The organism is Maricaulis sp. B-26 (genome assembly GCF_056857855.1).
Genome location: NZ_JBSXNX010000024.1, coordinates 128948 through 146159, shown reverse-complemented (window position 1 = coordinate 146159; position 17212 = coordinate 128948). Strand labels below are relative to the sequence as shown.

The window sequence follows — 17212 nt, the reverse complement described above, 5'->3', positions numbered from 1 at the left end:
ACCATGGGTTTCAAATGCGGCATCGTCGGACTTCCGAACGTCGGCAAGTCGACCCTGTTCAACGCGCTCACCCAGACGGCGGCGGCGCAGGCGGCAAACTATCCCTTCTGCACGATCGAGCCGAATGTCGGCGACGTGGCCGTGCCGGAACCGCGCCTGCAGAAGCTGGCCGAGATCGCCGGTTCCAAGGAAGTCATCCCGGCGCGCATGAATTTCGTCGACATCGCCGGCCTCGTTGCCGGCGCCTCGAAGGGCGAAGGCCTGGGCAACCAGTTCCTGGCCAATATCCGCGAGACCGACGCCATCGCCTATGTGCTGCGCTGTTTCGACGATGACGACGTCACCCACGTCGCCAACAAGATCGACCCGCTGGCGGATCTGGAAACCGTCGAGACCGAGCTCATGCTCGCCGATCTGGAAAGCCTGGAAAAGCGCCGCACCAATCTCGAGAAGAAGGCCAAGACCGGCGACAAGGAAGCCAAGCAGCTCCTGCCGCTCGTCGATCTGGCGCTGGAACAGCTCAATAACGGCCGGCCGGCGCGCTTTGCCGAGGTCGACAAGGACGACCGCAAGGCCTGGCGCGGCCTCCAGCTGCTGACCACCAAGCCGGTCCTCTTCATCGCCAATGTCGACGAGGACAGCGCCGCGACCGGCAATGCCTATTCCGAAATCGTCATGAAGCGCGCCGAGGAAGAAGGCGCCGAGGCCGTGGTCATCTCCGCCAAGATCGAGAGCGAGCTGGCCCTGCTCGAGGACGAGGAGCGCACCGAATATCTCGAAGAGCTGGGCCTTGAAGAGGCCGGCCTCGATCGCCTCATCCACACCGGCTACAAGCTGCTGGACCTGCAGACCTATTTCACCTGCGGCCCGAAGGAAGCCCGCGCCTGGACGATCCGCGAAGGCTGGACCGCCCCGCAGGCCGCCGGCGTCATTCACGGCGATTTCGAGAAGGGCTTCATCCGGGCCGAGACCATCGCCTATGACGATTTCGTCGCCTGCGGCGGCGAGAGCGCGGCCAAGGAAGCCGGCAAGATGCGGGCGGAAGGCAAGGACTACATCGTCAAGGACGGCGATGTGATGCACTTCCGCTTCAACGTCTAGGAGCCCCTCGCCCTGGCACTGCGTCAGCGGACCGCATCGGCAGCTCGCCCGGCCTGCGCCAGACTGCGATTTCACCAGCTACGGACCTTGTCATGTCTGCCAATTACCAGCTTCGCGTCACCGAAGCGCGCCAGGCGGCGCGGACCGAAGCCGATGCCATGGGCATTACCGCCGAGATGATCTCGGAGCTGGTCGACACCTTCTACGGTCACGTCCGCAGCGATGACATGCTCGGTCAGGTCTTCGAAAAGGCGATCGGCGATCGCTGGGAACCGCATCTGGAGACGATGAAGCGCTTCTGGTCGGCCATCGTCTTTCATGACGGCGGCTATGGCGGCCGTCCCATGCCGGCGCACATGAAGCTGAAGGCCGAGATTTCGCCGGCGCATTTCGAGCGCTGGCTCGGCCTCTTCGCGCAGACGCTGGACGAACTCGGCCTCGGCGAGGCTGCCAAAGCGGCCTTCCTCGATCGCGCCAACAGGATCGCGGGCAGTTTCCAGGCCCATCTTTTCTACGATCCCTACACGACAGTGCCTCAGGGCTGACACGCCCGTTTGCGTATGGGGGCTGTCCGTATTTGACCGCGCCCGGCGGGTTGCGCCCGCCCTGAGCAGGTCACATATTCACCGGAACGCGCCATCCGGCGCGTTTTCCCGGAGACAGTCATGGTGACTTCGCAACGCCCCCTGGGCGACAGCTTCCCGCTTTCGCTGACAGAATTCGTCGCCCTGCTCGTCGCCATGACGGCCGTGGTGGCGCTGGCGATCGACATGATGCTTCCGGCACTGGACGATATCGCGCGCGATCTGGGCGTCGCGGCGGCGAACGACCAGCAATTCGTCATCACCGCCTATCTTGCCGGCTTCGGCGCGGCCCAGCTGGCCTATGGCCCCCTTTCCGACCGTTTCGGCCGCAAGCCGGTCATCCAGGCCGCGCTGGGCTTCTTCCTCGTGACCAGCCTGATCTGCACGCTCTCGCCCTCCTTCGACCTGCTGCTGGTCGCCCGTTTCCTTCAGGGTGCCGCGGCCGCCGCCTGCCGCGTGATCGCCGTGGCGATCGCACGCGACGTCGCCTCGGGGCGACGCATGGCCGAGATCATGTCCATGGTGATGACGGCCTTCATGGCCGTCCCCGTTCTCGCCCCCGCGCTCGGCCAGGTTATCCTGACCGTCGCGCCCTGGCGCTGGCTGTTCGGTTTTCTCATTCTGTTCGGCGCCGCCCTCATGGTCTGGCTGCAGCTGCGCCTGCCGGAAACCCTGCATCCCGAATTCCGCGTGCGCCTGAAGCTGCGCTCGCTGATCGCGGCTTTCCACGAGACCACGCGCCATCGCCTCATGGTCGGCTATACGCTTGCCGCCATGCCCTTCTTCGGCGGCCTCTACGGCTTCCTCGGCACGTCGCAGCAGATATTCGTCGACCATTTCGGCCTGTCCGACGGACATTTCCCGATCGCCTTCGCGGCCATTGCGGGCGGGATCGGCGTCACCAGCTTCATCAATTCCCGCCTCGTCATGCGGATCGGCCAGCGACGCCTGTCCCACGGCGCACTGGTCGCCTTCACAGCGATCAGTGCGATTCACGCGATCATCCTGATGGCCGGGATCGACAATCTCTATCTCTTCCTCGTCCTGCTGGCGGCAGCCATGGCCTTCCTCGGCCTGATCGCCGCGAACTTCTCGGCGCTGGCGATGGAGCCTGTCGGTCACGTCGCGGGAACAGCATCGGCGGCCTATGGCTTCATGACCGGCGTGGTCGGCGCCCTGATCGGCTCGGCGATCGGCCAGATGTATGACGGCAGTCCCGTCCCGCTCATCGTCAGCCAGACCCTGCTGGCCGCGCTGGCGCTGGTTTTCGTCTTCATGACGGAGCGGGGAAAGCTGTTCGCCGTCGTCGAGGAAGACGGGGCCGAATAGACGGCGACGATACCGCAATAGCGGGTGCCACGCCGCGCAGGGTTTGCTAGCGTTCCGGCCGAACATACCGGGAGGTCGAAGTGTCGTTCAAAGCAATCCGTTACGAGGTCGAGGACCAGGTCGCGACCCTTACGCTGAACCGTCCGCACAGGCTCAACGCCTTCACCTACGAGATGGGCGACGAGGTCGTCGCGGCTTTCGACGAGGCCGATGTGGACGACGGCGTGCGCGCAATCATCGTGACGGGCGAGACGCCAGCCTTCTGCGCCGGCGCCGACCTCTCGACCGGCGCGGAGACCTTCGATCTCGTCTCCAGGGCGCAGGACAGCGGCGAGTTCGACGACAGCGATCCGCGCTGGCGCGACCAGGGCGGGGTGATGAATCTGCGCATCTGGAATTCGACCAAGCCCGTGATCGGCGCGATCAACGGCGCCGCCGTGGGCATCGGCGCGACCATGATCCTGCCCATGGATATCCGTCTCGCCTCGATGGAGGCGAAGTTCGCCTATCCCTTCGCCAAGCGCGGCATCGTCTGGGACGGCTGCGCGAGCTGGTTCCTGCCGCGCGTGGTCGGCATTTCCACCGCCATGGACTGGGGACTGACAGGCCGCACTTTCTCGGCCGCCGAAGCCTTCGAGAACGGGCTGGTCGCCAAGGTCGTGCCCGCCGAGGATCTGATGGCCGAGGCCCGCGAACGCGCCCGCCTGATCGCCGAGCGCTGCGCACCGGTCTCGGTCTCGCTGATGAGGCGCATGGCCTGGAGAATGCTGGGAGCGAACAGTCCGATGGAGGCCCACCGCGTCGAGACGAAAGGCATTCTCTACGCCGGCATGGGACCGGACGCCAAGGAGGGCGTGATGTCCTTCCTGGAAAAACGCGCGCCGGACTTCCCGATGAAGCCCTCGACCGACATGCCGCCCTGGTATCCCTGGTGGGACGAGAGCGAGGACACGTACTAGGGCCTACCGGACCGGGCTTTCGCTAGAGCAGCGTGCCTTCGGCCACCTTCACGGCCTCGCCACCCATCATCAGCTCGGCGAGCTTGCCGCCCTCCTTGCGCAGGCGAAGGCGGATATGGCTCGGCCGGCCCATCTCCAGGCCCTGGAAGAGGCTGACGGAATGTTCGCCATCGCCGAGACCGGCCTGTTCGGCGACAAGGCCCGCAAAGGCCGCAGCCGCACCGCCGGTCGCCGGATCCTCGGCAATGCCCAGATGCGGTCCGAACATGCGCGCACGCCAGTCCGGCGTGTGCTTGGTCGCACTCGCCTTGGTGACGACATAGGCGCAGACCGGCTCGTCGCCGCCGAACACACGCTCGAAGGCTGCCATGTCGATGCGGATGCGGGCCAGGTCTTCGGGATAGCGCACGGGAATGATGGCGAAGGGAACGCCGGCGGACCAGATACCGCCCGTAACCGGCGTGTCGAGCAGATCGCCCGGATTGAGACCCAGAGCTTCTGCCATGCCGTCCAGCTCCGGCAGTTCGCCAAGCTGTTCGGGCAGGCGCGGCACGAAGAAGCGGGACGAGCCCAGCCGGTCGTCGTCCAGACGGGCATCGGACGTCACGTCTCCCACGCGCTCCTCGAGCACGAAACGGCGCACCTTGCCCTGCGCGGCACCCGTCTTCATGGCCAGCGCCACGCTGGCCCCCACCGTCGGGTGACCGGCGAAGGGCAATTCCTCGGTCGGCGTGAAAATCCGCAGGCCGTAATCGGCGTCGCGCCCGGCCGGCTCGGTGATGAAGACCGTCTCGGACAGATTGAACTCGCCGGCAATGACCTGCATGTCGGCATCGTCGAGACCGTCGGCATCGAACACCACGGCCAGCGGATTGCCCGCATAGGCATGGCCGGTGAAGACGTCGAGAATGAAATAGGGATGGCTCATCGCGCTCAGACCTCCTCGGCCGCGTCATCGAGGTCTTCCTCGGTCAGGCCGCCATCCACGCGCCACCCATAGCCATCGCCCTGGGCGAGCGTGTCGGCCAGCCAGGGCAGCGCTGCGACCAGTCTTTCCTCCAGCCAGTAAGGCGGATTGACGACGACCACGCCGGCCCCGGCCAGCTTGCCCTCGCTCGCGAGGTCACGGGTCCACAGATCGGCGCGCAGGATTTTTTCCGGCTCCAGCCCCTTTTCCGAAATGAGCCACTCGGCGAGCCCGTTGTCGAAGCGGTCGGCGGCCCAGAGATTCTTCAGCGAGCGCCAGAAGATATAGGTCCCGGTCGGCCATTGCGGCAGCGCGCCCATCACGGCCTCGGCCATATGCGCCAGCTCGTCGCGATCCTCGAAGGGCGGGTCGATCAGGACCAGGCCGCGCTTTTCCTTCGGTGGCAGCAGGCTCTTGAGCGCCTTGTAGCCGTCGCGTTGTTCCACCTTCACGCGCTTGTCGCGGCGATAGCGGGCGTCGAGCGTCTTGGAGTCCTCGGCGTGAAGTTCGCAGAGATGAAGGCGGTCCTCCTCGCGTGCCAGGCGGGCAGCGATCTCCGGCGAGCCGGGATAATGGCGCATGCCGTCCGGATTCATCTCCCTGATGATGTCGAGATACGGGCCCAGCGCTTCGGAGACGGGCTCGGGCAGATCGGCATCGAGCAGGCGGCCGATCCCGTCCTTCCACTCCGGCGAGCGCTCGGCTTCGCTGGAGGAGAGATCGTATCCGCCGATCCCGGCATGGGTGTCGATCACCCGGAAGGCTTTCGGCTTGGTCTTGAGATGTTCGAGGCACAGGGCGAGCACGCTGTGCTTGAGAACGTCGGCGAAATTTCCGGCATGGAAAGCGTGTCTGTAATTCATGGCGGCGCTATAGCGTGAACACCGGTCCATGGCCATCCGGGAAGTCTCCCGCAATAGCGGACAGGCATCTGAAAACCGGGTCGCCAGATCGTCCGGCCTGTCATAGTTTCGGGGCACAGATCGTGAGGGGAAGCATGTTCGTCAAACTTTACCGCCGCTTGCAGGAAGAAGCCGCGCAGGAACGCCGGGTCTACAAGGCCGGCTGGTTCTTCAAGGAAGACAAGGCGAGCCTGATCTGGGACGCGCCGAAACCGGTCAGCTTCGACAATCCGCGGCCGGCCACGTCGAAATCGGCCCAGTCCTGCCCGGCCGCGATCGAGTTCGACCGCCGGCATTTCGTCATCAACTGTCCGGTCGATCTGCATCTGCGCATGGTGAAGAACGCCCAGGGCCAGCTCCAGCTGACCAATGTGGAAGGCCCGATGGCCTCGACGCGCCCGGCCGGCCTGCAGCAGATCCTCATGCTCTCGCCGCAGAACGAGTGGCGCCATCCGCAGCGTCCCATGCTGCAGCTGGTCACGCCCTTCGTCTTCATCTCCGACGACCCGCTCTATGTGAACCAGTTCCCGCCCTTCCTGCATTACGAGACCCAGCAGCGCCCCGGCGTCATGCTGTGCGGACGTTTCCCGGCTGATATCTGGCCTCGGGTTCACATGTGGGCCTTCGAGTGGCACGACCTCAACAAGGATCTCATCCTCAAGCGAGGCGAGCCGCTCTTCTATGTCCGCTTCGAGGCGCCGGACCCGGCTGCGCCGATCCGTCTGGTCGAAGCCGAGCGTACCGAAGAGCTGAAAAGCTTCATGAACTCGATCCTGGACGTGACGAATTTCGTCAATCAGAGCTTTCAGCTCTTCAAGACCGCGCGCGAGCGGCGGCCCGAGACCCTGCTGGTGGAAAAGAAACGCTGAGGCGGTCGGCGGGTTGCCAATCACCACATTACCGAGGCAGGCTCGCCCCTTCCCAGGCCCGGAATAGCGGCCTAGTTTCCCCGCATACCAGATCGGGGAGACACCAATGATCCGACTTCTTGCCGCCGCCCTCGGTGCGGCGCTCATCTCCACTGCCGCGACGGCCCAGAACAATGGGGGCCAGGACGACAGCGCCGCCGCCGAGGCGCCGCGCGTCTATGAAAGCCGCGGCCAGGTCAATGTGAACGGCGAGCGCATCCGCTATACCGCCACGGCCGGCGAGACCTTCCTGCGCGACGAGGACGGCAATCCGACCGCCTCCATCTTCTCGACCAGCTATATCGCGGACGGCTACGGCGATCCGCGCACGCGTCCGGTCGCCTTCGTCTTCAATGGCGGCCCCGGTTCGGCCAGTCTCTGGCTGCATATGGGCGTGTTCGGCCCGCAGCGGCTCGCCCTGCCGAATGCCACCGATGACGGTGCCGCGCCCTATGACGTCGTCGAGAATGTCCACTCCATCCTGGACGTCGCCGACCTCGTCTTCGTCGATCCGGTGGGCACCGGCTGGAGCCGCCCGCTCGGAGAAGCCGAAGGCGCCGACTTCTGGGGCGTCAACGAGGACGCCGAGAGCCTGGCCCAGTTCATTCGTATCTGGCTGTCGGAAAACCAGCGCTGGAACTCGCCCAAATACCTGCTCGGCGAAAGCTACGGCACGCTGCGCATCGGCTCTCTTCTTAACCAGCTGGAGGGCGGGTTCACCGACGTCGCCATCAATGGCGTCGCCCTGATCTCCACCGTGCTCGATTTCCGCTATGACGATACGTCCGAGGGCAATGATATCGGCTATGTCGGCCTGATGCCGGGCTTTGCCGCCACGGCCTGGTATCACGGCAAGGTCGACCGCTCGGCCTGGAACGGCGATCTGGAAGCCTTCCTCGGCGATGCCCGCAGCTTCGCCATCGAGGAATACATGCCGGCGCTGATGCACGGCGTGCATCTGCCGGCGGACCGCAAGGCCCGCGTCATCGGCGAGCTGTCGCGCTTCACCGGCCTGTCCGAGGACTTCCTCGACCGCGCGAACATGCGTGTCTCGCTCTGGCGCTTCATGCGCGAGCTGCGTCGGGATGAAGGCCTCTCCGTAGGCCGCCTGGACAGCCGTTTCACCGGTCCGGAAGTCGACGGGATCGGCGAAGGTCCGGAACAGGATCCGAGCTTCTACGGCATCGACGGCAGCTATACCGCTTCCATGCTGGACTATTTCGGCCGTACGCTCGGCGTCGACATCACCGAATACTATTCGACCATCGGCGGCGTCGGCGACTGGAACTGGGATGCCGGCCGCACGGGCGACAACAACTACATCAATGTCGCGCCGTGGATCGCCCGCGCCATGCGCCAGAACTCCGATCTCGAAGTGCTGGTCGCGCAGGGCTATTACGACCTGGCCACGCCCTTCTTCGCGGCCGAGCTGATGTTCAGCCAGCCCGGTTTCGACCAGGACCGCGTGACCTTCACCTATTATGAAGCCGGACACATGATGTACATCCACGAGCCCTCGCTCGTGACCTTCACCGAAGATGTCCGTGACATGATCCGCGACTAGCGGACAAGGGCCGGGCGCGGCGTCCTATTTCAGGGCGCCGCGCGCCGCCAGCCAGCCGACCAGCCCGATCGACAGGATCTGGCCGAAAAGCGTGACATAGCTCGAGACCGGCGCCTGCCCTGTCAGCAGGACCTGATAGTAGGGATTCTCATTGGCGAGGAACCAGTCGACCTTGTCGGCGGCGAACGCGCCCAGATAGGACACCAGCGCGAAGCGGCTCCGCATAAGCAGGAGAAACATCGTCAGCAGGATCAGCACCAGTCCGGAAAAGAAGAAGACTTCCTGGGTCCAGTGCAGGCTGGCGATAAAGGCATAGGCGTCCATGCCGGCACCTTCGCGTGCCCACACGCCGAGACGCACGCCGATATCCATGGCCGCCCACCAGAGCCAGATGGCGGTTTCGAAACCGATCAGCGCGATGGCGGCGGAATAGAGAATGCCGTGCCGGCCCCACCAGCTTCCGGTTTTGCGGCGTGCAGTCGAAACCTTCATGTCAGCCTTCCCGCATCGCCCCATTCCGGAACCGGGTCGCCGGGCATTCCGGATAGTCGATCAATCCAGACTCCTGTTTCCAAGACTTACCAGAAGCATTGCAAGCCATTCGCATCGAGGCAAGGCGCCAGAGCGGTAATCCGCGCCGGGGGCGAAGCCTATTCGCCCTCGAATTCCACCAGCGAGGACACCGGGACGCCGAGCGCCTCGATGCGTCTGGCTCCGCCCAGATCCGGCAGGTCGATTACGAAGGCGGCGCCCACGACGGTCGCGCCGGCGCGCTGCAGGAGTTTGATCGAGGCTTCCGCCGTGCCGCCGGTCGCGATGAGGTCGTCGACCAGGAGCACGCGGTCGCCCTCGCGGATCGCGTCGACATGGATCTCGATCGCATCCTGGCCGTATTCCAGCTCGTATTCCTCGATCAGCGTACGATGCGGCAGTTTTCCCCGCTTGCGGACGGGCGTGAAACCGACCGAGAGCTGGTGGGCGACCGCGCCGCCGAGGATGAAACCGCGCGCCTCGGTACCCGCGACCTTGTCGATCTTGGCACCAGCCCAGGGCTGGACCATCTGGTCGACCGCGACCCGGAAAGCCCGCGCATCGCCGATCAGCGTGGTGACGTCGCGGAACATGATCCCGGGCTTGGGATAGTCGGGAATGGAGCGGATGGCGGATTTCAGATCCATCGATCGAGACCTCTTTCGCGGCACCGGCCCGGCCGGCCCGTCCAGTGTTCAATGCCGGCCGGTCCGGCGCAATATGCGGTCGCAGCCGGTAGACGGTAGCCCGTAGCCGGTCAGTTTTCGCGCAATTCCTGCGCCCGCGCCCGGGTCAGGGCGATGCGGCAATCCAGAGCGATTTCCTCGCGCGATTCCGCACTGAGGAACATCAGCGCCGCCCGGCGGTCGCATTCGGCATCGCGATAGGCCAGCCAGGCGCTCTGCGCAGCCTCGAAACTCGCTTCGGCGCGGAACATGCCGCCACTGTCCATATCGGTCTCGGCGGCTTCCTCGCGCGCATCCTCTGCCGCGGAGTCGAGCGCGTCCGCGGCGGTCTCGAGCAGATCGACGAGGCATCCGCGGCGGGCGCGCCAGTCGGTGACATGCTCGGCACATTCCAGCGCGGGACGCGCACTACCAGTCTCCGGCATGGCCGGAGCCTGCCCGGCAAACAGCCACAATCCGGCCAACAGCCCAGACACCATGATGAACTCCCCTTTTCGATACCCGGTCTTTATGGACGAGCCCGGCCAGCGGGGAAAGCCCGTCGTGCCTTCGTCTCAGAGGACGCGTCCGGCTATGGACTTGAGATGGGCGACCAGTTCCGGATCCCGGGCCGCAGGCGGCGTGATCACGGCCTTGTCGAGCACGGTCTCGATCCCGGCCGGCGACGGCGGGCGCGGGCGAGACTCCAGCGAGGCGGTGAGCCGTTCGAGAAGGCGGCGCGCCTTGACCGTGTTTCCCTTCATGACCGCGAGCACGGCTTCCACGTCCACGCTCGCCTCGCCGTCATGCCAGCAATCATAATCCGTGACCATGGCGATGGAGGCGTAGGGCAGTTCGGCCTCCCGGGCGAGCCGCGCCTCGGGCATGTTGGTCATGCCGATCACATCCATGCCCCAGCTGCGATAGAGCTCGCTTTCGGCACGCGTGGAGAATTGCGGTCCCTCGATGACGAGATAGGTCCCGCGGCGATGAATGCGCAGGCCTTCCGCCTCGCCGGCATCGGCCAGCAAGCCCGCCAGCCTGCCGCAGACCGGGTCCGCCATCGGCACGTGCGCAACGCAGCCCTCGCCGAAAAAGCTCCTCGCCCGGCTGTGGGTGCGGTCGACATACTGGTCGACGACGACGAAATCGCCCGGTGCGAGGCCCTCGCGCAGGGAGCCGCAGGCGGAGATGCCAACGATATCGCTGCAGCCGGCGATTTTCAGGGCGGCTATGTTGGCGCGAAAGGGAATCTCCGTCGGCGGGACGACATGCCCCGGTCCGTGTCGCGGCAGAAAGACCAGCTCGACCCCATTGAGACGGCCCCGGGTCAGCGGCGCGGACGGTGCGCCCCAGGGCGTATCCACCGTCTCGGTCCGCACGTCCTCGAGCCCGGGCAGGGCATAGAGCCCCGAGCCGCCGATAATGCCCAGTGTCCAATCCGTCATACCGCCCCTCGATTCCGGCGCTTGAACAGAAAAGGCCGCGAACGAACCCGCTCGCGGCCTTTCGGATTACAGTCGGCGCAAGGCCTAGTGCTTCACGTTCGCCCAGACCTGGCGATAGGCCAGATAGACGAGAATTGCGAAGATGAAGAGGTAGAAGAGGACCATCACGCCCATCTGCTTGCGCGCTTCCATGTGGGGGTCGCCCGCCCAGCTCAGGAAGGTGGTCACGTCTTCGGCCATCTGCTCGACCGTGGCTTCCGTGCCGTCGGCATAATCGATGATGCCTTCGACCAGCGGCGGAGCCATGGCGATCGCGCCACCTGCGAAATACGGGTTGTAGTACTGGCCGGCCGCGAGGTGGGCGTCTTCCGGCGCTTCCTCGTATCCGGTCAGCAGCGAGTAGATGTAGTTCTCGCCGCCCGTACGGGCCTTGACGATCAGAGACAGGTCCGGCGGGTAGGCGCCGCCATTGGAGGCACGGGCCTGCTGCTCGTTCTCGAACGGCGCCGGGAAGGCGTCGGACGGAAGCCCCTCACGCTCGAACATGTCGCCGTCATCATTCGGACCGTCCATGACCATGTAGGACGCGGCGATCTGCATGACGATCGGATTGTCGTTCGGGTTGGCATAGCGCTCATCCTCGAACGGACCGCCCGACTGGCCCAGATTGCGGAACCGCATGAGATCCATGGCGTGGCAGGAGGAGCAGACCTCCTGGTAGACCTGGAAGCCGCGCTGAATGGCCTCGCGGTCATAGGTGCCGAAGGGACCGTCATGGTGCCAGTGGTGCTGGTGCGGCGCATGCTGCTCGCCCTCGAATGCCATGGCGGCACCGGAGGAGAGACCGAAGGCTGCCAGGGCAGCGGCGAAAATACGGGTCATTTTCATGATCGTCGCTCCCCTTACGCCTTGCTCTCGCCGAGGACCGAAGCCTCGATCGAGGCCGGTCGCGGCTTGGGTTTCTCGATGATGCCCAGAACCGGCAGGATCACCAGGAAGTAGGCGAAATAGTACAGCGTCAGGAATTGTGCGAGGTGCACGAATTTCAGGCCGCCGATGAAGGGATCGTCCGGGTTCTTCGCACCGCACCAGCCAAGGCCGAGGGCGGCGATCACGAAGAAGATGAAGAACCAGCGCGTCAGCGGACGGAAGCGCATGGAGCGAACCTTGGACGTGTCCAGCCAGGGCAGGACGAAGAGGATCGCGATGGCGCCGAACATGGCCAGAACGCCGCCGAGCTTGGCGTCGATCGGACCGATGTCGAACGTCACGGCCCGCAGGATCGCGTAGAATGGCAGGAAATACCATTCCGGGACGATGTGCGCCGGCGTCGAGAGCGGGTTCGCCTCGATATAGTTGTCGGCGTGGCCCAGAACCGTCGGCAGGAAGAAGACGAAGACCGCGAAGATCATCAGATAGACGATGATCGCGAAGCCGTCCTTCACCGTGTAGTACGGGTGGAAGGGCAGCGCGTCCTTCTTCGGGTCCTTGACGTCGATACCGACCGGATTGCCGTTGCCCGGCACGTGCAGCGCCCAGATGTGGAGGCCGACGACGCCGGCGATCACGAAGGGCAGCAGGTAGTGCAGCGAGAAGAAGCGGTTCAGCGTGGCCTGGCCGACCGAGAAGCCGCCCCAGAGCCATTCGCGGATCGCATCGCCGACGAAGGGCAGCGCGCCGATCAGATTGGTGATCACCATGGCGCCCCAGTAGGACATCTGGCCCCACGGCAGGACGTAGCCCATGAAGGCGGTCGCCATCATCAGCAGGTAGATCACGACGCCGAGGATCCAGAGGATCTCGCGCGGCGCCTTGTAGGAACCGTAATACAGGCCCCGGAACATGTGCAGGTAGACGGCGACGAAGAAGAAGCTCGCGCCGTTGGCGTGCATGGACTGGATCAGCCAGCCGAAGGGAACGTCGCGCGTGATGCGGGCAACGCTCTGGAAGGCCATGTCCTCGTGCGCCACATAGTGCATGGCGAGCACGATGCCGGTGATCAGCTGGATCATCAGGAAGACGGCGAGAATACCGCCGAACGTCCACCAGTAGTTCAGGTTACGCGGCGTCGGGAAGTCGACGAAGCTGTCCCAGCCGAGACGGATGATCGGAAGACGCTCGTCGAGCCACTTCTCGACGCCCGTCGACGGATTGTAGGTCGAAGGTCCGCTCATGCTACTGCCCACCCCGATTCAGATGCTTCCTCAGGCGACAGACCGATTTTGACGGTCGTCTCGCTCTCGAAATAATAGTCCGGGACCGGGAGGTTTTCCGGCGCCGGGCCGCGGCGGATTCGCGCAGACGTGTCGTAGTGCGAACCGTGGCAGGGGCAGTACCAGCCGTCATAGTCGCCGGTATTGGCGCCCAGGCCGAGCGGCACGCAACCGAGGTGCGTGCAATTGCCCTTCACGATAAGGTATTCCGGGTTCAGCACGCGGTTGGCATCGGTGCCCGGCGTGCCGGCCGGAAGATTGTCGTTGCGCGCTTCCGCGTCGGGCAGAGCGCTGAGCTCGACTGCGCGAGCCTCCTCGATCTCCGCTTCGGTGCGGTGCCGGATGAAGACCGGACCACCGCGCCACATGACGGTGATTTCCGATCCGACCGGTACAACCGACACATCGACGCGGATGGACCCCAGCGCCAGCGTATCCGCTGCGGGGTTCATCTGATCGATAAACGGCCAGGCCACGAGACCGCCACCGACAGCGGCCGCGCCGCCAGCAGCGATATAGATGAAGTCGCGGCGGGACGGTTCCTGACCGTGTCCACCGGGCGCGCCGTTCTCTTCCGTCACGAGCCGACCTCTTCTCTTATCCATTAACGGGAACGCGACATGCGGTCCCTGCCCCAGAAAAACTTGACGTGACCCGCATGCGCGGGCCAGACGCCGTATAAACTAATCCCGGACGCACTGACCAGCACGCGACGCAACGCCGCATGCACAAAGGGCAGGCTCCGGCCAGTGCGCGGCTTAAAATGCGGATCGTTTTTTTTCAACCTGATATTCCGCAAAACCTCGGCGCGGCCATGCGCGTCGCGGCCTGTTTCGGGGCGGAACTCGACATCATCGAACCCTGCGCCTTTCCTCTGACAGACAAGGGAATCCGCAAGGCTGCCATGGATTACAGAGCCGCTATTACGCCCGTCCGGCATGCGGCGTGGAACGCCTACAGGCAAAGTGCAGATAGTAAGTCGGGCCGGCTTGTCCTGTTCACGACAAAATCTGCTGAAAACCTCTGGGACTTCCGATTCCGCCCCGATGACCGACTGCTCTTCGGCCGGGAAAGCGCAGGCGTGCCGGACGAAGTCCATGACGCGGCGGATTGTCGCGTCCGCATTCCGATTCGCCCGGACATGCGCTCGCTCAACGTCACGGTCAGCGCCGGCATCGCCCTCGCCGAGGCGAGCCGGCAACTGGGACTACCCCTCTGAAGACGCGAGGGCGCGAAGAAACACTACGCCGTTCTCGGCCTCGAGAATCGCTCCGAAAAAGGCGCCCATACCATCACAGGCCAGCGCGTAATCCGCCCGTCCCATGGGCCGGCGCTCGCCTAGCAGATCGACATTCTCGGCGCCCATCGTTTCGATCAGAGCCATGCCGGCGAGCTGCTGCACCTCGGGAATCAGCGAGGCATCATAGGGAACCAGCTCGTCTGCCGCTCCATTGGTCAGCTCGGCCATCCGGCGCGCCATCGGCATCGGGTCGATGCCCATATCTGTCAGGTCGGGGGTCGGTGGGCTTCCCTCGAATTGATCCGGAAAGAAAAAGCCGTAGCAGGCGTCCGGATGGTCAGCGAGCGGTCCCGAAGTGAGCGCATACAGCTCGGAATAATACGCCAACAGCGCCTCGTCGGTCGCTCGCGGCGCGTAGGTTTCTATCAGCCAGACACCGATCTCCTCGCCCATTTGGCCGGACACCGCGAGGGCCTCGTCGCGACCGCCGCTGCGATAGGCGTCGAGCACGGCCAGCCGCCAGGTCTCCGCACGCTCGGGCGCGTTTTCCTGCAAGGCGATGAAGAAAGGTTCGCTTTCGAGCTCCACGGCGATCGAGGCCTCGAGCTCTGCGACTTCCGCCTCGGCAACGAAGGCTCGAATATGCGGGCCGAGATACGGCTCCAGATAGGCCGGAAGAAAGCGCCCGCCGGCCAGGGCCAGGCCGATCATCGCCGCCATGCCTAGCATGCCCATCGTTCCGTCGCGGCCCTTCGGCAGAATCTGGCCCAGAAGCCCGCCCAACGCACCGCCGATCCCGCCGCCGATGGCAGCGAGTATAATATCCGTCAAATCCATGATGTCCCCCCGGACGCAAAACAGGCGGTGAGGTTATTCCGGGTATTCGCGATCGGCAATAATCGCGTATCCACCCCGCTTTTGCCCGTCCGCGACACACCGCGTGCTTGCCCTCGCCCGTCACTCCGCTAAACATCGCGCCATGACCGAGACACCCAAGCCCGACACCGCCGGTTCCGACCTCCAGTGCCAGTCCGCAAAGGCCTGGTTCGAGGATCTTCGCGACCAGATCTGTGCTGAATTCGAGCGGCTCGAGGACGAAGCGCCGGCCGATCTTTATGACGGCGAGCCGGGCCGGTTCGAGCGGGAAGCCTGGACGCGTGGCGACGGGTCGAAGGATGAGGGCGGCGGCACGATGGCCATCATGCGCGGCCGCCTGTTCGAGAAGGTCGGCGTGCACGTCTCTGCGGTGAAGGGCGAGTTCTCGGAACAGTTCCGCAAGCAGATCCCCGGTGCCGCCGAAGACCCGCGCTTCTTCGCCACCGGCGTCTCGCTGATCGCGCACATGTGGTCGCCGAAAGTCCCGGCCGTTCACATGAATACGCGCTTCATCACCACCACCGAGTGGTGGTTCGGCGGCGGTATGGACCTCACCCCGGTGCTCGACAGTGCCCGCACTCAGGACCATCCCGACGCGCAGGATTTCCACGCCGCCTGCAAGGCGGCCTGCGACGGGCATGGCGAGGACTACCACGCCCGTTTCAAGAAATGGTGCGACGAGTATTTCTACCTGCCCCACCGCGACGAGCCGCGGGGCATTGGCGGGATTTTCTACGATCGCCACAATAGCGGCGACTGGGATGCCGACTTCTCCTTCACCCGCGATGTCGGTCTCGCCTTTCTCGACATCTACCCGAAACTCGTCCGCCGCCGCATGGGCGAGAGCTGGACGCCGGAAGACCGCGAGGAGCAGCTCGTGCGCCGCGGCCGCTATGCCGAGTTCAACCTGCTCTATGACCGCGGCACGAAATTCGGCCTCGAGACCGGCGGCAATGTGAAGTCGATCCTGTCCAGCATGCCGCCCGAGGCGAAGTGGCCCTGACGGCGAAGGCAGTCCATCCGCATCCGGTCATGCCCGCCCGCGCATCCAAGGAGCATGACCGAGCTTACGCACCCGAGGCCAGAGCCTTCCGCGCCGCGCACCATCGAACGTTTCCAGGCCGCTATTTCCGGCACCGCCTTCTCGCCGCACCGGCATGATGATTACACGCTCGCGCTGACCACGCGCGGCGTTCAGACCTTCGATTATTGCGGCGCCACGCGGCATTCGCAGCCGGGCGAAGTTGTGGTCCTGCACCCCGACGAGATGCATGACGGCCGGCCGGGCACGGAGGACGGCTTCGCCTATCGCGCCATAACCCTGCCGCCGGAGCTTATCGCCGCGCTCCGGCCGGGCACACCCCTGCCCCATCTGACCGGCGGCGTAAGCCGCGATGCGCGCCTGCGCACCGCTCTGCTCGCCATCATGGAGGGCGGAGACGCCGAAGGTTTCGGCGCAGAATCCCGCCTCCTCGACCTGCTGCACGCCCTCGACGCCCTCTCGGATGCTGCGGAAACCGCGAGGGCTCCGGCAGCCGAGGCCGTCGAGCGGGCACGGCGGCACCTCACCGACCGCATGGAAGACCGCGTCAGCCTGTCCGAACTGGAAGCCGTCAGCGGGCTCGACCGCTGGCAATTATCGCGCGATTTCCGGACGCTGCTTGGCACCAGCCCCTATCGCTACTGGCAGATGCGCCGCCTGGAACGGGCGCGAGACCGGATTGCCTCCGGAGACGCGCTGGCAGAGACGGCCTATGCCTGCGGCTTTTCCGACCAGGCCCATCTCACACGCCAATTCCGGCAGGCCTTCGGATTGACGCCGCGCGCCTGGCAGATGCTGATCTCGGATGCAGGCATGCCGTCCCGCACGATCGTTCAATAAACCTGCCGACAACCGTGCGAGACACTGGGGTCACGGCCCGAGA

The 17212-nt window shown here is 65.0% G+C and carries 19 protein-coding genes; 9 read left to right on the top strand and 10 right to left on the bottom strand.

Annotated elements, in window-relative coordinates; translation table 11 throughout:
- Positions 1–3 precede the first annotated feature (3 nt).
- The 4 genes from ychF (at position 4) to AC13HB_RS11295 (ending at position 3973) form a co-directional block, all read left to right on the top strand.
- Entirely contained in the window at positions 4–1101 is a 1098-nt protein-coding gene (ychF, locus tag AC13HB_RS11310) for a redox-regulated ATPase YchF (RefSeq protein ID WP_482949861.1), read from the top strand.
- A 92-nt stretch (positions 1102–1193) separates the two neighbouring features.
- Entirely contained in the window at positions 1194–1646 is a 453-nt protein-coding gene (locus AC13HB_RS11305; RefSeq protein ID WP_482949860.1) for a group III truncated hemoglobin, read from the top strand.
- A gap of 120 nt (positions 1647–1766) precedes the next feature.
- Complete coding sequence (locus AC13HB_RS11300) at positions 1767–3014, top strand: multidrug effflux MFS transporter (protein ID WP_482949859.1); 1248 nt, start codon at positions 1767–1769, stop codon at positions 3012–3014.
- A gap of 80 nt (positions 3015–3094) precedes the next feature.
- The gene (locus tag AC13HB_RS11295) at positions 3095–3973 is read left to right on the top strand and encodes an enoyl-CoA hydratase-related protein (RefSeq protein ID WP_482949858.1); all 879 of its coding nucleotides are present in this window, start codon (positions 3095–3097) and stop codon (positions 3971–3973) included.
- A gap of 22 nt (positions 3974–3995) precedes the next feature.
- Here the strand turns inward: AC13HB_RS11295 and AC13HB_RS11290 are convergent, their stop codons facing one another.
- Both AC13HB_RS11290 and AC13HB_RS11285 read right to left on the bottom strand, forming a co-directional pair.
- A complete protein-coding gene (locus AC13HB_RS11290; RefSeq protein WP_482949857.1) occupies positions 3996–4901 on the bottom strand; it encodes a PhzF family phenazine biosynthesis protein in 906 nt (301 codons plus the stop codon).
- Positions 4902–4906: 5 nt separating this feature from the next.
- Positions 4907–5803 (bottom strand): 23S rRNA (adenine(2030)-N(6))-methyltransferase RlmJ, encoded by an 897-nt coding sequence (locus AC13HB_RS11285; RefSeq protein ID WP_482949856.1) that lies wholly within the window; start codon positions 5801–5803, stop codon positions 4907–4909.
- Positions 5804–5937: 134 nt separating this feature from the next.
- Here AC13HB_RS11285 and AC13HB_RS11280 point away from each other — a divergent pair, with 134 nt between their 5' ends.
- Complete coding sequence (locus AC13HB_RS11280; protein WP_482949855.1) at positions 5938–6711, top strand: hypothetical protein; 774 nt, start codon at positions 5938–5940, stop codon at positions 6709–6711.
- Positions 6712–6817: 106 nt separating this feature from the next.
- Entirely contained in the window at positions 6818–8314 is a 1497-nt protein-coding gene (locus tag AC13HB_RS11275) for a S10 family peptidase (RefSeq protein ID WP_482949854.1), read from the top strand.
- A 24-nt stretch (positions 8315–8338) separates the two neighbouring features.
- Here AC13HB_RS11275 and AC13HB_RS11270 read toward each other — a convergent pair whose 3' ends face one another.
- The 7 genes from AC13HB_RS11270 to petA form a co-directional block, all read right to left on the bottom strand.
- Positions 8339–8806 carry a hypothetical protein gene (locus tag AC13HB_RS11270; RefSeq protein WP_482949853.1) on the bottom strand — a complete coding sequence of 156 codons (468 nt, stop codon included), beginning with the start codon at positions 8804–8806 and terminating at the stop codon, positions 8339–8341.
- Positions 8807–8964: 158 nt separating this feature from the next.
- Positions 8965–9492 (bottom strand): adenine phosphoribosyltransferase, encoded by a 528-nt coding sequence (locus AC13HB_RS11265; RefSeq protein ID WP_482949852.1) that lies wholly within the window; start codon positions 9490–9492, stop codon positions 8965–8967.
- A gap of 110 nt (positions 9493–9602) precedes the next feature.
- Entirely contained in the window at positions 9603–10010 is a 408-nt protein-coding gene (locus AC13HB_RS11260; protein ID WP_482949851.1) for a lysozyme inhibitor LprI family protein, read from the bottom strand.
- A 75-nt stretch (positions 10011–10085) separates the two neighbouring features.
- Positions 10086–10958, bottom strand: a complete 873-nt coding sequence (locus AC13HB_RS11255; RefSeq protein ID WP_482949850.1) for an S-methyl-5'-thioadenosine phosphorylase — start codon at positions 10956–10958, stop codon at positions 10086–10088.
- An 84-nt stretch (positions 10959–11042) separates the two neighbouring features.
- Positions 11043–11846 carry a cytochrome c1 gene (locus tag AC13HB_RS11250; RefSeq protein ID WP_482949849.1) on the bottom strand — a complete coding sequence of 268 codons (804 nt, stop codon included), beginning with the start codon at positions 11844–11846 and terminating at the stop codon, positions 11043–11045.
- Between the two features lie 14 nt (positions 11847–11860).
- A complete protein-coding gene (locus tag AC13HB_RS11245) occupies positions 11861–13132 on the bottom strand; it encodes a cytochrome b (RefSeq protein ID WP_482949848.1) in 1272 nt (423 codons plus the stop codon).
- Entirely contained in the window at positions 13129–13752 is a 624-nt protein-coding gene (petA, locus tag AC13HB_RS11240) for a ubiquinol-cytochrome c reductase iron-sulfur subunit (RefSeq protein WP_482949847.1), read from the bottom strand. The genes AC13HB_RS11245 and petA overlap by 4 nt, the downstream gene beginning before the upstream one ends.
- A gap of 182 nt (positions 13753–13934) precedes the next feature.
- Between petA and AC13HB_RS11235 the strand changes: the two genes are divergently transcribed.
- Positions 13935–14390, top strand: a complete 456-nt coding sequence (locus tag AC13HB_RS11235; RefSeq protein WP_482949879.1) for a tRNA (cytidine(34)-2'-O)-methyltransferase — start codon at positions 13935–13937, stop codon at positions 14388–14390.
- Here the strand turns inward: AC13HB_RS11235 and AC13HB_RS11230 are convergent.
- The gene (locus AC13HB_RS11230) at positions 14379–15248 is read right to left on the bottom strand and encodes a hypothetical protein (protein WP_482949846.1); all 870 of its coding nucleotides are present in this window, start codon (positions 15246–15248) and stop codon (positions 14379–14381) included. The two genes, AC13HB_RS11235 and AC13HB_RS11230, sit on opposite strands and share 12 nt — an antisense overlap.
- 142 nt (positions 15249–15390) lie before the next feature.
- Between AC13HB_RS11230 and hemF the strand changes: the two genes are divergently transcribed.
- On the top strand, positions 15391–16290 hold the full coding sequence (hemF, locus tag AC13HB_RS11225) for an oxygen-dependent coproporphyrinogen oxidase (RefSeq protein ID WP_482949845.1): 900 nt from the start codon (positions 15391–15393) through the stop codon (positions 16288–16290).
- A 54-nt stretch (positions 16291–16344) separates the two neighbouring features.
- The gene (locus AC13HB_RS11220) at positions 16345–17169 is read left to right on the top strand and encodes a helix-turn-helix domain-containing protein (RefSeq protein WP_482949844.1); all 825 of its coding nucleotides are present in this window, start codon (positions 16345–16347) and stop codon (positions 17167–17169) included.
- Positions 17170–17212 lie beyond the last annotated feature (43 nt).

Excerpts from the sequence above, each read along its gene's own strand:
- ychF (WP_482949861.1), top strand. The coding sequence starts at position 4 with ATGGGTTTCAAATGCGGCATCGTCGGACTTCCGAACGTCGGCAAGTCG.
- AC13HB_RS11265 (WP_482949852.1), bottom strand. The coding sequence starts at position 9,492 with ATGGATCTGAAATCCGCCATCCGCTCCATTCCCGACTATCCCAAGCCC.
- AC13HB_RS11270 (WP_482949853.1), bottom strand. The coding sequence starts at position 8,806 with ATGAAGGTTTCGACTGCACGCCGCAAAACCGGAAGCTGGTGGGGCCGG.
- AC13HB_RS11275 (WP_482949854.1), top strand. The coding sequence starts at position 6,818 with ATGATCCGACTTCTTGCCGCCGCCCTCGGTGCGGCGCTCATCTCCACT.
- AC13HB_RS11300 (WP_482949859.1), top strand. The coding sequence starts at position 1,767 with ATGGTGACTTCGCAACGCCCCCTGGGCGACAGCTTCCCGCTTTCGCTG.
- AC13HB_RS11260 (WP_482949851.1), bottom strand. The coding sequence starts at position 10,010 with ATGGTGTCTGGGCTGTTGGCCGGATTGTGGCTGTTTGCCGGGCAGGCT.
- AC13HB_RS11285 (WP_482949856.1), bottom strand. The coding sequence starts at position 5,803 with ATGAATTACAGACACGCTTTCCATGCCGGAAATTTCGCCGACGTTCTC.
- AC13HB_RS11220 (WP_482949844.1), top strand. The coding sequence starts at position 16,345 with ATGACCGAGCTTACGCACCCGAGGCCAGAGCCTTCCGCGCCGCGCACC.
- hemF (WP_482949845.1), top strand. The coding sequence starts at position 15,391 with ATGACCGAGACACCCAAGCCCGACACCGCCGGTTCCGACCTCCAGTGC.
- AC13HB_RS11305 (WP_482949860.1), top strand. The coding sequence starts at position 1,194 with ATGTCTGCCAATTACCAGCTTCGCGTCACCGAAGCGCGCCAGGCGGCG.
- AC13HB_RS11245 (WP_482949848.1), bottom strand. The coding sequence starts at position 13,132 with ATGAGCGGACCTTCGACCTACAATCCGTCGACGGGCGTCGAGAAGTGG.
- AC13HB_RS11290 (WP_482949857.1), bottom strand. The coding sequence starts at position 4,901 with ATGAGCCATCCCTATTTCATTCTCGACGTCTTCACCGGCCATGCCTAT.
- AC13HB_RS11250 (WP_482949849.1), bottom strand. The coding sequence starts at position 11,846 with ATGAAAATGACCCGTATTTTCGCCGCTGCCCTGGCAGCCTTCGGTCTC.
- AC13HB_RS11235 (WP_482949879.1), top strand. The coding sequence starts at position 13,935 with ATGCGGATCGTTTTTTTTCAACCTGATATTCCGCAAAACCTCGGCGCG.
- AC13HB_RS11255 (WP_482949850.1), bottom strand. The coding sequence starts at position 10,958 with ATGACGGATTGGACACTGGGCATTATCGGCGGCTCGGGGCTCTATGCC.
- AC13HB_RS11230 (WP_482949846.1), bottom strand. The coding sequence starts at position 15,248 with ATGGATTTGACGGATATTATACTCGCTGCCATCGGCGGCGGGATCGGC.
- AC13HB_RS11280 (WP_482949855.1), top strand. The coding sequence starts at position 5,938 with ATGTTCGTCAAACTTTACCGCCGCTTGCAGGAAGAAGCCGCGCAGGAA.